At 33.3% G+C, this 11798-nt stretch carries 14 protein-coding genes and 1 pseudogene; 4 read left to right on the forward strand and 11 right to left on the reverse strand.

Features of this window, described 5'->3' with window-relative positions; genetic code table 11:
- Nucleotides 1-228: 228 nt before the first annotated feature.
- Nucleotides 229-480, forward strand: coding sequence for a hypothetical protein (locus tag ACIQ0M_RS14610; protein ID WP_396153540.1), 252 nt, complete (start codon nt 229-231; stop codon nt 478-480).
- Here ACIQ0M_RS14610 and mce read toward each other — a convergent pair whose 3' ends face one another.
- From mce to ACIQ0M_RS14660, 10 genes and pseudogenes are all read right to left on the reverse strand, one after another.
- Nucleotides 481-891 carry a methylmalonyl-CoA epimerase gene (gene mce, locus ACIQ0M_RS14615; protein ID WP_396153542.1) on the reverse strand — a complete coding sequence of 137 codons (411 nt, stop codon included), beginning with the start codon at nt 889-891 and terminating at the stop codon, nt 481-483. It lies immediately after the preceding gene.
- Between the two features lie 25 nt (nt 892-916).
- Nucleotides 917-1810, reverse strand: a complete 894-nt coding sequence (locus tag ACIQ0M_RS14620; RefSeq protein ID WP_396153545.1) for a phospholipase A — start codon at nt 1808-1810, stop codon at nt 917-919.
- Nucleotides 1811-1896: 86 nt separating this feature from the next.
- Complete coding sequence (locus ACIQ0M_RS14625; protein ID WP_396153547.1) at nt 1897-2094, reverse strand: hypothetical protein; 198 nt, start codon at nt 2092-2094, stop codon at nt 1897-1899.
- Nucleotides 2095-2224: 130 nt separating this feature from the next.
- Nucleotides 2225-2523 (reverse strand): annotated as a pseudogene (gene trxA / locus ACIQ0M_RS14630) (thioredoxin).
- A 7-nt stretch (nt 2524-2530) separates the two neighbouring features.
- Nucleotides 2531-2893 carry a rhodanese-like domain-containing protein gene (locus ACIQ0M_RS14635; protein WP_396153549.1) on the reverse strand — a complete coding sequence of 121 codons (363 nt, stop codon included), beginning with the start codon at nt 2891-2893 and terminating at the stop codon, nt 2531-2533.
- 16 nt (nt 2894-2909) lie between these two features.
- On the reverse strand, nt 2910-4313 hold the full coding sequence (locus tag ACIQ0M_RS14640; RefSeq protein WP_396153551.1) for a rhodanese-like domain-containing protein: 1404 nt from the start codon (nt 4311-4313) through the stop codon (nt 2910-2912).
- A 161-nt stretch (nt 4314-4474) separates the two neighbouring features.
- A complete protein-coding gene (locus tag ACIQ0M_RS14645) occupies nt 4475-5452 on the reverse strand; it encodes a YeiH family protein (protein WP_396153553.1) in 978 nt (325 codons plus the stop codon).
- Nucleotides 5453-5459: 7 nt separating this feature from the next.
- On the reverse strand, nt 5460-6263 hold the full coding sequence (locus ACIQ0M_RS14650; protein WP_396153556.1) for a sulfite exporter TauE/SafE family protein: 804 nt from the start codon (nt 6261-6263) through the stop codon (nt 5460-5462).
- A gap of 65 nt (nt 6264-6328) precedes the next feature.
- Nucleotides 6329-6958, reverse strand: coding sequence for a Crp/Fnr family transcriptional regulator (locus tag ACIQ0M_RS14655; RefSeq protein WP_396153558.1), 630 nt, complete (start codon nt 6956-6958; stop codon nt 6329-6331).
- A gap of 84 nt (nt 6959-7042) precedes the next feature.
- Complete coding sequence (locus ACIQ0M_RS14660; RefSeq protein WP_396153560.1) at nt 7043-8305, reverse strand: FAD/NAD(P)-binding oxidoreductase; 1263 nt, start codon at nt 8303-8305, stop codon at nt 7043-7045.
- 254 nt (nt 8306-8559) lie between these two features.
- On the opposite strand from ACIQ0M_RS14660, the gene ACIQ0M_RS14665 reads away from it, so the two are divergent.
- From ACIQ0M_RS14665 to ACIQ0M_RS14675, 3 genes are all read left to right on the forward strand, one after another.
- On the forward strand, nt 8560-9318 hold the full coding sequence (locus tag ACIQ0M_RS14665) for a dienelactone hydrolase family protein (RefSeq protein WP_396153562.1): 759 nt from the start codon (nt 8560-8562) through the stop codon (nt 9316-9318).
- A gap of 38 nt (nt 9319-9356) precedes the next feature.
- Nucleotides 9357-10379: a M28 family peptidase gene (locus ACIQ0M_RS14670; RefSeq protein WP_396153564.1), complete on the forward strand. Its 1023-nt coding sequence runs from the start codon at nt 9357-9359 to the stop codon at nt 10377-10379.
- Nucleotides 10380-10454: 75 nt separating this feature from the next.
- Entirely contained in the window at nt 10455-11186 is a 732-nt protein-coding gene (locus ACIQ0M_RS14675; protein WP_396153566.1) for a sulfite exporter TauE/SafE family protein, read from the forward strand.
- A gap of 46 nt (nt 11187-11232) precedes the next feature.
- Here the strand turns inward: ACIQ0M_RS14675 and ACIQ0M_RS14680 are convergent, their stop codons facing one another.
- On the reverse strand, nt 11233-11565 hold the full coding sequence (locus ACIQ0M_RS14680) for a YegP family protein (RefSeq protein ID WP_396153568.1): 333 nt from the start codon (nt 11563-11565) through the stop codon (nt 11233-11235).
- Nucleotides 11566-11798: the final 233 nt, after the last annotated feature.

The raw sequence follows: 11798 nt of genomic DNA on the forward strand, positions 1-11798 counted from the left end.
GCTACACTAGCCCCGATTGTAATGGAAAGCCTTGTGAAGGATTGGTGTATTTTTTCTTGGCAAAAAAAAGCGACCAAAGGAAGCTCTTTTTTTGACGTAGAAAAAAACAACAAGACAAACAAGCTTGAAATGAAAAGCGGGAAATAGCTTCTGAATGTAGCAAAATGAAATTCTATAAAATTTCTTTAAAAAAAGATTTTTGTTATATTCGCTGAAAATACATTTATTGTGAAACTCATTAGCTTTTTAGCCTTACCTGAAAAAGAACAATATCAAACTCTTTTTGATAGTGGAGTTATTGTGGCTCAGCGTAATGAAAAACCTGTTATTAAAAAACTCTACAGTTTAAATACTTTTTTTGTAGAAGTTCATTTCCATTTTGGCACTGAAGAAATTCTGTTTAAAAAAGTATTTAAAGAAGGTGAATTATTAGACAGCTATTTGCGTGAATTTAAATTAATTTTACCAAAAATAAATTGATTACCCGTTTTTATTCTCACAAAGTTCTAGCAAAACGCCATGTGTAGCTTTAGGATGAAGAAAAGCAATATCCAATCCCTCTGCTCCTTTTCTTGGTGTTTTATCTATTAGTTGAACTCCTTTTTTATCTAATTCTTGTAAATTTTCTTCGATGTTTTTAACAGCAATGGCCAAGTGATGAATTCCTTCGCCTTTTTTTTCGATAAATTTTCCAATTGGTCCGTCGGGTTCGGTGGATTCTAAGAGTTCAATTTTGGATTGACCAATCATAAAGAAAGCAGTTTTGACTTTTTGTTCTTTAACTTCTTCAATATTGTAGCAGTTGAGTCCGAGCATATTTTCCCAAAAAGGAATGGCTTCCTCTAGACTTTTTACGGCTATGCCGATGTGTTCGATGTGTGATAAATTCATAAACGTGATTTTAAAATTCAGATTTTTACCAATTGGCAAATGAAATTCCGATTCCAAGTGTGGTTTGGCTGTGGTTATAGTCAACAAGCGTTTCTCCGTATCCATGAAAAAATTGAACGTGTCCTCTCAAATGACCTTTCATAGGAAATACATAATTCAATTGCACACTTCCGCCTTTAATTCTGTCGAAAGGATGCGTTATTATTGTATAAAACTCGTGTCTATTATAAGTATACGACGCATTGATTTCACCATTACCTATAAATTTTGTGATGGATGGATTTTCATCGTCTCGATCTCCTGAACGTATCCATGGATTTAAGGAGACAATCCAATTATTGTTTTCATATCCTAAGTGAAAAATTATTCTATTCCAACTTCTGGAAAGTGGTAAGTCTCGACCATTAGATTGGTGATTGACAGAAAATCCGGCAGAACGAAAATGTCCGCCAAAGGCTTTAATTTTTAATGGATAAACAAAAATCAATTCAGGTTCATAATTCAGTTCTCTGAAGGCACGAGACAAATCTTTGTTATAAATTTGCCAATACGCTTTCTGAGTATAAGCCAACCAAATATCTGCTTTTCCCCAAAACAAACCTTGTATAAGTTTCGTTTTAAAGCTCAATTGGAATTTTGCTTCGTAACGATTGAAATCTTGTGCTTCTGTTGCTGAGTAGTCTGGATTTTCACTGAATGGCATTTCATTTGGATTGCTGGACCATCTTCCTGCTGTAATGTATATTGGTTTATACGAAACCAATCGGAAAGTTCCTTTTTTGTGAATAGAATCGAGTTCCCATTGCTGCGAATAGGATTTTGATATAATATCCGTCTGTAACATTGGTTCCTCCAATGTTTGACTAATTGTAGAGTTAGAAAAACCAAAAATTAAGCAAATAAGTTTAAGAAACTTCATAGCATTATTTTTTTGGAAAGATAGGTATTTTGTATAAAAAAAGTGTCAAATTTCTTTGACACTTTTTTATTAACTTTTAATTATAATTATGATTTTGCTTCTGCTTTTTTAGAAGCACAACATGCTTTTTTCTCACCGGAAGAGCAAGATTTTTTCTCTTCTTTTGAACAAGCAGCTTTTTCAGTTTTTTCTTTTTTCTTTTCTTTGTTTTTTGGGTCAGTTGCCATAGCATCTGCTGTTACAAAAAACGCAGCTACAACTAATAATGAAACTAATTTTTTCATGGTATACGATTTTAAGGATTAACGATTTAGTAATACAAATATATAATTTAATGTGACAAATTGATAAAAAACTGTAAATTTTAGTGTAATTTTAAGTTTTAGACTTATTTATCTAAAAAAATTAATAATTTCAACTACTTGTACTTTGAATAACTTTTATAATTTCTTGTTTGGACAATACACCTGACTGCCGCCAAACTTGTTTACCTTTTTGAAAAAGTAACATTGTAGGCACTCCTCTCACTTGGTATTGAGCAGCTAACGGTTGATTTTTATCTACATCGATTTTAATGATTGTCACATTATCACCCAATTCATCTTTCACTTCCTTTAAAATAGGAGCTAACATTTGACACGGTCCACAACAAGAAGCTAAAAAACAACCAATACCGGTTTTGAAGAATTGATAATATCTGTAAAATTTGACATGGCTAAATTAATTCCAATTCATATAACCTCCTTGTAAATCAACAACTTGATTAAAACCCAACTCTACCATTTTTTTGGCAGCTGTTTGACTTCTAGCTCCGCTTCTGCAATAGATGTAAACCGGTTTGGTTTTGTCTAGTTTTTGTATCTCGGATTCAAAATTAGTGTCATTGACATTAATATTTTTTGCTCCTTTGATAAAGCCATCAGCATATTCTTGTGGTGTTCTAACATCGATAAGTTGAACATTCTCATTAGCAACAATCAATTGAAATTCAGATTTTGGGACAATTTTAATTCTTGAATCTTTTTGAGATTGGCATGAATAGGTTATGAAAGCTATTAAAAACAATAAAATTATTTTCTTCATATTTTCAATTTTAAAATTATAATGTGCTTGGGCAAACATAAGCCGTTCTTTTAATTTCAGTCTGTTTAATGGCTGCATATCCTCCTTTAACATCTATTACATTGTGATATCCTCTTGCTTTCAGGATGGAGGCCGCAATCATACTTCGGTATCCGCCGGCACAATGCACGTAGAAATCTTTTTCTTTTGGAAATTCACTCAAATGATCGTTTAAAAAATCCAACGGAGTTGAAGGAACATCAATAATGTGTTCGGAGGCATATTCGCCCGGTTTTCTTACATCGAAAACGGGAACATTTTCTTTTATTTTTTCTTCTAAAACGGCAACATCAACAGAAGTTACCGTATCGTATTCCATACCGGCTTTTTTCCAAGCTTCAAAACTACCTTTCAAATAGCCAATTGTATTATCGTAACCCACACGAGCTAATCGAGTGATGGTTTCTTCTTCTCTACCTTCAGGAGTAACCAACAATATGGGTTGTTTATAATCTAAAATCAGAGCACCCACCCAAGGAGCAAACTGTCCATCGATTCCAATAAAAATCGATTTTGGAATATGACCTTTGGCAAAATCGTCTTGGTGACGAACATCAAGCACTAATGCATCCGTGTCATTAGCAACGGTTTCAAACACATTGGGTTCAAAAGCTTTTGCATCACTGATTATGTTTTCAACATTTTCATAACCTTCTTTGTTCAGTTTAACATTCATTGGAAAATAAGCAGGAGGTGGTAATAATCCGTCTGTTACTTCTTTCACAAATTCTTCTTTGGTCATATTGGCACGCAAAGCATAATTTGTTGCTTTTTGTTCTCCGATACTTCCTACGGTTTCTTTGCTAAGATTTTTTCCACAAGCAGAACCGGCTCCGTGTGCGGGATAGACAATTACATCATCCGCTAAGGTCATGATTTTAGTTCGAAGACTATCGTATAACAATCCGGCTAATTGTTCCTGCGTCATGTGAGCTGCTTTTTGAGCTAAATCCGGACGACCAACATCGCCTAAAAACAATGTATCACCACTAAATATAGCATAATCTTTACCATTTTTATCTTTTAATAAATAGGTTGTACTCTCCATTGTATGACCTGGCGTATGCAAAGCTGTAATCGTAATTTCGCCTAATTGAAATACTTCACCATCTTTAGCGATATGTGCTTTAAAACTTGGATTTGCATTGGGTCCGTAAACAATCGGAGCTCCTGTTTTTTGAGCTAAAGTGACATGACCGCTTACAAAGTCGGCATGAAAATGCGTTTCAAAAATATATTTAATTTTTCCATTTGCTTTTTCTGCTTTATCAACATAAGGCTGTACTTCACGCAAAGGATCTATAATGGCAATTTCACCATTACTTTCAATAAAATATGCTCCTTGAGCAAGACATCCTGTATAAATCTGTTCTATTTTCATAAATTTCTAATTTTGGGTAAAATTACATGTTGACAATAAAAAAAACTGTAACAATAGTTACAAAGATAAGAAATTTAAAAAGCCCAAATCGATTGATTCGGGCTTTGACAAAAAATTATGAATCCTTTTATAAGTTTAATTTATTTTAGAAGTCTATTTGTTTAGTTTATCACAAAAAATATACCTAACAGAATTAATATAATTTGAAATAAAAAAATCAGAAAACCATAGAACAATCCTTTTTTGCCGGATTGAATTAAGGAAGAAAAACTCACTTTTAATCCGATAGCTGTCATTGCAATGGTTAAAAGAATTTTACCCATAATTTCTGAAAAGCTGATTACGTTTTCAGGGATTTTTATTATTGAGACAAGAATTGTAATGATAATAAATCCCCACAAATACCATGGCAATTGCAAATAGTCTTTCCAGCTTTTTCCTTTGCTATCTTGTGTTAAGTAAGAAAAAAAGATCAAACCCGTAGAAAGTAACGCTACCCGAGCCAATTTAATGGTTAAAGCTTGTTCTCCAACTTCGGGTGAAATGGCAAAAGCAGCACCGGCTACATTACCTACAGAATGTAATGTTCCACCCAGAAGCAAGCTTATTTCGGTGGTTGAAAAATGAAAAAGAGTAAGAATTAAGGGTAAAAAAAGCATTCCTATTGTGCCAAATAAATTAACCACAGCTAACGCTACCCCGACATCCTCTTTATTTTTATTTAAACTGGGAGCCAAGGCTGCGATGGCACTGGAACCACAAATGGCTGTTCCGAAACCAACCATCCAGCCAACGGTACTAGGACAATTCATTTTTTTTGATAGATATACACTAAAAATAAGAACTGAAAAAACAACAACTGCCACTACTAAAAAACTTTGCCAACCAATTTTTCCCATGTAGGAATAATTAATGCCAAATGCCAAAAAAAGTATTGAAAATTCTAATACTTTAGTACTAGTTAAACTTATTCCAGGAGACAATTGTGAGGGCAGTTTAAAAAAATTTCCAATTACAATTCCCAGCAATAAACCGACTAAAATGCTATTTAAAAAAGGAAACAAAGCACTAATTGTCCAAGCAAAAGCAGCTATTAAACAGGTGAAAAATATTCCTGAAATTGAATTCTTTGAAATCATACTACAATTATAACACTAATTCTTTAAGTATGATATAAATTCCCATCAAAAGGACGAACCATCCAAAACCGGTTTTCAATTTGGCACCATGAATTTTTTTTGAAAGGTATATTCCAATAAATATTCCAATTATTGAAGCAAAAGTGAACAGTAATAGTAGACTCCAATCGATAGTTTGATTGCCTTTTAAATCACCCAAAAATCCTATCAGTGATTTTGCTGCAATGATAAAAAGAGATGATCCTACCGCTAATTTCATAGGCATTTTTGCAAGTAAAACCAAGGCCGGTATGATTAAAAAACCTCCTCCTGCTCCTACTAAACCGGTTAAAACTCCCACTAACAAACCTTCCAGTAAAATCAAAGGAAAGTTATATTTCATGGGGCTATTTTCATCCTCAATTACTTTGGATGGCTTTATCATTGAAACAGAAGCCATGATCATGACCACTGCAAACAGTAGCATTAAAGCAATAGGTTTTGTAAATTCAAAGGTTCCGATAGAGAAAATCACTTCCGGCAATAAAGGTACAATAAATGCTCTTGTCAAATAAACTGCCGCAATAGAGGGAATTCCAAAAATTAAAACGGTTTTAAAATCTACTTTTTTAAGCAAAGCACTTTTTATTCCGCCAACCAAAGCTGTTGAACCTACTATAAACAATGAATATGCTGTGGCTAACACCGGCTCAACAGCCATGATGTAAACTAAAATGGGAACCGTTAAAATAGAACCTCCACTTCCAATTAGTCCGAGTGAAATGCCTACAATAACGGCAAGAAAGTAACCTATGATTTGAGTTGATTCCATTTTTAGATTTTTTGCCAAAAGTAAAAGTGAAATATCAATTACAGTGTAACTTTTGATACACTACTTTATTTCAACAATTCGATTGAAGCTCTGTGAATTTTAATTTTTCCATCGTTTTCGAGTGCTTTTAATAGTCGAGACACTACTACTCTTGAAGTGTGTAAATCATAAGCAATTTCCTGATGCGTTGTATGAATTTCTTTTGAATGATTAATTTTTGATTTATCCGTTAAATAATTCATCAATCGTTCATCCATATTCATAAAAGCCAGATTATCTATGGCATTAAGCATTTCTTTTAAACGGTTATTGTAACTGTTAAATACATAATTTCGCCAACTTTTGTACTTACCCAGCCACTCTTCCATTTTGTGAACCGGAATCATAATTACTGTTCCGTTTGTTTCGGCCACAGCTCGAATTTCACTTTTGATTTCGCCCATGCAACAAGCCATTGTCATAGCACACGTATCGCCTTTCTCAATAAAATAAAGGAGTAATTCACCTTCATCAAAATCTTCTCTTAAAATCTTAATCGCTCCTTCGATAAGCAGTGGCATTTTTTTAATATAATCGCCAAAATCAATTAAAATATCACCCTCACTAAAATCTCTTAATAACGAAACTGCGGCTATTTCTTCTATGAGTTTTTCTTCAAAAACAAAACCGTACGTTTGCTGTAGTAATTCTTTCATTCTGTTTTAATTTCAATCGTAAATTTCGTAAAAAAATATGGATTATACCAAATTCAGTTTCGAATATTCATTCTGTTGATAAAATTAAACATTTTCACCTTTCATCATTTTATTCCAATACAAATGCGGTAACATATATTTTTTTAAAAACCACAATCGCCAATGAGGCTTATTACTATCAAAAACCAGCATTTGCTTTAATTTGGGGTCTGGGGTAAATTCATTTTTATAATTGAACTCTGCCAAAATCATTTTTCCGTAACCAACTACTAACGGACAAGAAGAATAACCTAAGTATCCTTGATTATCAACTGTTTGATTGGCTAAATATTTTATAATATTATCTACAACCACAGGAACTTGCTTGCGAATGGCAGCCCCGGTTTTAGCTGTTGGCAAACCGGCAACATCGCCTAAGCCGAAAATGAAAGTATATTTATTGTGTTGAAGTGAATTAATATTAACATCTAACCAACCGGTGGCATTCACCAAATTGGATTCTCTTATAAATTTAGGTGGTGCTTGTGGTGGGGCCAAATGCAAGAAATCAAACGGAATTTCCATGATTTCATTGCCGGTATGTTTTTCGTTTAAAATGTTGTTTTCATTGACAACACATTTGTTTTCGCCCGTGCTAACCTCTTTAAAATAAACAATTTTATTCTCCGAGTCAATTTTTATGGGAGCATAAAATGTTTTGAAATGAATATTATAATCACCTAGTACTTTCATCAGCGAATCAGCGATGATTTTTACACCAAAAATCACAGAACCCGGCGTTGCAAACACTAGATTGGTTTTATTTGAAATTCCTTTTTTTCTAAAATAGTCAGCGGCCATATATGCTGCTTTTTGAGGAGCTCCACCACATTTAATTGGTGTCGTAGGTTGCGTGAAAACGGCATTTCCCCATTTGAATTTTTGGAGGAGTTCCCATGTTTTATTTGGGTCTACGTAGTTGCTACACACGATGCCTTTATCTAATCCTTCACGAAGTCCTTCAATCCCATCTAAATCATTTACTAATCCGGTGGCAACGACCAGTAAATCATAGGATATTTCTCCCGATGCCACAGTTTTTACCTGTTTTTCATCGGGTAAAATTTCAGTGGCAAAATCCTTAATCCACTTAACTCCCTTTGGAATCAAGTCTTTAGTTAAACGAATTGTTTTTTTATAATCATATGTTCCTGCTCCAACTAAGGTGAATGCCGGCTGATAATAATGTTTTTCAGACGGTTCAAGAATTGAAATGGATAAATTGCTGTTTTTTTTCATTAATTGTGCGGCAGTCATAATTCCGGCTGTTCCACCACCAATGATTAGAATGTGTTGATTCGATTTCATACCTAATGATTTAGAATGGTAAAACTAATTTGTTGACAATAATTTATTTGTAACAAAAGTTACATAGATTAATATTTTTCAATGAAATAACTCAATAATTACACAATTAATATTTTTATACCTATTTTATTGAATATAAAGTTATCTTCCTTTTATTTTAAGATTCAACAACAAATAATAAATTATTAATTTTTTCTAAATTATGATTGGTATAAAAAGTTAGTATCGTACATTAACATCAAAAAACAAACCTTATGAAAAATTTATTCTTAGTGTTGATTTTAACTCACTTTTCTATGAATGCACAATTGGAATCGATTGCCTTTAAAGACGGAAATCAAAACCTAATCGGATTCTCTTCCAAACCCAAAAAAGCAAATGCTGACAAATCCGGTATTTTGATTTTACCGGCATGGATGGGAATTGACGATCATTCCAAGGAAGTAGCTCAACAACTGGCAGAGTTAGGACATTATGCCTTTATTGCCGATATTTATGGCGAAGGAAATTATCCCAAAAACAGTTCTGAAGCCGGAAAACAAGCCGGTTTTTATAAAAATAATGTAGCGGATTATCATCGAAGAATTCAATTGGCATTGGATCAACTCATCAAAACCGGAGCCAACAAAGACAAAATTGTAATAATTGGCTATTGTTTTGGCGGAACAGGAGCTTTAGAAGCTGCTCGTGCCGGAATAAATGTGAAAGGTGTTGTTTCTTTTCATGGCGGATTAGGTAAAGCGGAAGACAGAATTATTTCTGAAATTAATCCGAAAGTACTTGTTCTACATGGTGCAGATGATCCTTTTGTTCCGGAAAAAGAAATCCTTGCATTTCAAAAAGAAATGAAGGACGCCAAAGCTGATTGGCAAATGGTTTATTATTCCGGTGCGGTACATTCGTTCACCAATAAAAAAGCTGGCAATGATAATTCAAGAGGTGCAGCTTATAATGAATTGGCTGATAAACGCTCTTTCGTTCACTTTTTATCATTCTTGAAAGAAACTTTGTAAACCTACTTTAGTATATTTGTCAAAATAATTTGATTAAAATGAAAAAAATAATCCTGAGTTCTTTTGTTTTATCATTTTTGTTAGTGGGATGTTCCTCTAATAAAAATAGTGCAAAAGAAAGTTCACCAGAAAAGTACTTGTCTGAGATTAAGGCTGAGACGTTAAGTAAACATTTATATATTGTAGCTTCCGACGAAATGGAGGGCCGAGATACCGGAACTCCCGGTCAGAAAAAAGCCGGTGAATATTTGATTAATCAATACAAAGCCAATGGAATTTCTTATCCAAAAGGTGCCTCTACTTTTTTTCAGCCCATTCCGGCAGAGTTTTTTAAGAAACAATTTAGTCCAAAATTAGGTGATTCAGAAAACATTTGGGCATTTATTGAAGGTTCTGAAATACCGGATGAAATTTTGGTTATTTCCGCTCATTACGATCATGTGGGAATGAAAAATGGTGAAGTGTACAATGGTGCCGATGATGACGGTTCCGGAACAGTAGCTCTTTTGGAAATTGCTGCTGCTTTTCAAAAAGCAAAAAAAGAAGGGAATGGCCCAAAACGTTCTATTTTATTTTTACATGTAACCGGTGAAGAACATGGTTTGCACGGTTCACGTTTCTACGCAGAAAATCCTTTGTTTCCCATTGCAAATACAATTGCTAACATCAATATTGATATGATAGGTCGAAGAGGATATGAAAAAGAAAACAATGACAATTATGTATATGTTATTGGTTCTGACCGTTTGAGCAGCGACTTACACCGTATTTCAGAAGAAGCCAATACGAAGTATATCGGGATGGAATTGGACTATAAATACAATGATTTGAACGATCCTAATCGTTTCTACTACCGTTCAGACCATTATAATTTTGCCAAAAAAGGAATTCCTGCCATTTTTTATTTTAACGGTGTGCATGATGATTACCACAAACCTACAGATACCCCAGACAAAATTGATTATCCTTTGTTAGCTAAAAGAACAAAATTAGCTTTTGCGGTAGCTTGGGAATTAGCCAATGCCGACGAAAGACCAAAAGTGGATAAGGACGGAAAATAATTTATTTCTAAAATAACTGAAAACGCAAAAGTAATTTTGCGTTTTTTTTGTATATTTAAGTATATATTCAGCATCATGGAAATTGACAAAACCCTTTGGTTTTTATTGCTTACGTTAATTGCAGAAATCATTGGAACCATTGGCGGTTTTGGCTCTTCTGTGTTTTTTGTGCCGTTTGCAAACATTTTCTTTGATTTTCATACCGTTTTAGGAATTACCGCTATTTTCCATTTATCAAGCAATCTCTCAAAAATCTATTTGTTTCGTAAAGGATTGGATAAAAAACTAATTCTTCAAATTGGTATTCCTTCTGTAATTTTCGTAATTATTGGAGGCTTTTTGAGTAAATTTTTTGAAAGTAACGTTTTAGAGATTGCCTTAGGAATCTTCCTTATTGGACTAAGTTTATTATTTTTAATCAAAGATAAACTTGTCATACCGCCAAAAGTTAAACAAACCTTTATTGGCGGTGCTCTTTCCGGTTTTTCAGCCGGTTTGATAGGAACTGGCGGAGCTATTCGTGGTATTACAATGGCCGCCTTTAATTTGGAAAAAAGTGTTTTTGTAGCTACCTCTGCAGCAATCGATATGATGATTGATTTATCAAGAACAGTTGTTTATTTTGAAAACGGATATATTACAAAAGACATCCTAATCTATATTCCTTTTTTATTTGTTATTGGATTTGTGGGAAGTTGGTTAGGTCAAAAGATTTTAAACCGTATTTCGCAAGAATACTTTAAAAAGATTGCATTACTTTTAATTTTGTTGATTGGAATTTTTTCACTCTATCAAAGTATAAAATAAAAAAAGCCCTGAAAACAGGGCTTAACATAGTATGTACGGTACTTTTTTATTCCAATTCTTCTTTAACAGTGGCATCAGGGGCATTTTTTGCTACGGAAGCAATTCCATTGTCACGAGCAGCAACCGATTCATACATTTCGCTGTTGCCAATGATTTGACCATTGGTTGCTTTTAAGTTAAAGTAAGGTTTTCCATTTTTTGATTCTAAACGTTCAAAACGTTTATCATCTTGCGAATTTTTTCGTACCGATTCGATTCCATTTTCACAAGCCGCTTTAGTGGTATAGCCTTCACTGGACAAAATTACTTGACCATTTCCGGCTTTTAATGCAAATTGAAATTCTCCATTTTTTCTTTTACTGATAACAAATGATCCCATGTTGATTAATTTAAAATTTATTGAATTATAAAATTAAGAAGTTATTTTAACAAAACACATTATTTTTAACCCGTTGGGTGTAATTATTTTAAGAAAATAAAAGGAATAGATATTGTCCAAGATACTGAAATTCAGTATCTTGGTGTCGCCAAACAAAACAATATCTATGACAAATATAGTTAAAAATTATTTTAAAGTATTAGAAGTTATAAGTTCTTTGAATTGTGAATTAA

Source organism: Flavobacterium sp. (assembly GCF_044339515.1).
Lineage (GTDB): Bacteria > Bacteroidota > Bacteroidia > Flavobacteriales > Flavobacteriaceae > Flavobacterium.

Excerpts from the sequence above, each read along its gene's own strand:
- mce (WP_396153542.1), bottom strand. The coding sequence starts at position 891 with ATGAATTTATCACACATCGAACACATCGGCATAGCCGTAAAAAGTCTA.
- ACIQ0M_RS14620 (WP_396153545.1), bottom strand. The coding sequence starts at position 1,810 with ATGAAGTTTCTTAAACTTATTTGCTTAATTTTTGGTTTTTCTAACTCT.
- ACIQ0M_RS14625 (WP_396153547.1), bottom strand. The coding sequence starts at position 2,094 with ATGAAAAAATTAGTTTCATTATTAGTTGTAGCTGCGTTTTTTGTAACA.
- ACIQ0M_RS14635 (WP_396153549.1), bottom strand. The coding sequence starts at position 2,893 with ATGAAGAAAATAATTTTATTGTTTTTAATAGCTTTCATAACCTATTCA.
- ACIQ0M_RS14640 (WP_396153551.1), bottom strand. The coding sequence starts at position 4,313 with ATGAAAATAGAACAGATTTATACAGGATGTCTTGCTCAAGGAGCATAT.
- ACIQ0M_RS14645 (WP_396153553.1), bottom strand. The coding sequence starts at position 5,452 with ATGATTTCAAAGAATTCAATTTCAGGAATATTTTTCACCTGTTTAATA.
- ACIQ0M_RS14650 (WP_396153556.1), bottom strand. The coding sequence starts at position 6,263 with ATGGAATCAACTCAAATCATAGGTTACTTTCTTGCCGTTATTGTAGGC.
- ACIQ0M_RS14655 (WP_396153558.1), bottom strand. The coding sequence starts at position 6,958 with ATGAAAGAATTACTACAGCAAACGTACGGTTTTGTTTTTGAAGAAAAA.
- ACIQ0M_RS14660 (WP_396153560.1), bottom strand. The coding sequence starts at position 8,305 with ATGAAATCGAATCAACACATTCTAATCATTGGTGGTGGAACAGCCGGA.
- ACIQ0M_RS14665 (WP_396153562.1), top strand. The coding sequence starts at position 8,560 with ATGAAAAATTTATTCTTAGTGTTGATTTTAACTCACTTTTCTATGAAT.
- ACIQ0M_RS14670 (WP_396153564.1), top strand. The coding sequence starts at position 9,357 with ATGAAAAAAATAATCCTGAGTTCTTTTGTTTTATCATTTTTGTTAGTG.
- ACIQ0M_RS14675 (WP_396153566.1), top strand. The coding sequence starts at position 10,455 with ATGGAAATTGACAAAACCCTTTGGTTTTTATTGCTTACGTTAATTGCA.
- ACIQ0M_RS14680 (WP_396153568.1), bottom strand. The coding sequence starts at position 11,565 with ATGGGATCATTTGTTATCAGTAAAAGAAAAAATGGAGAATTTCAATTT.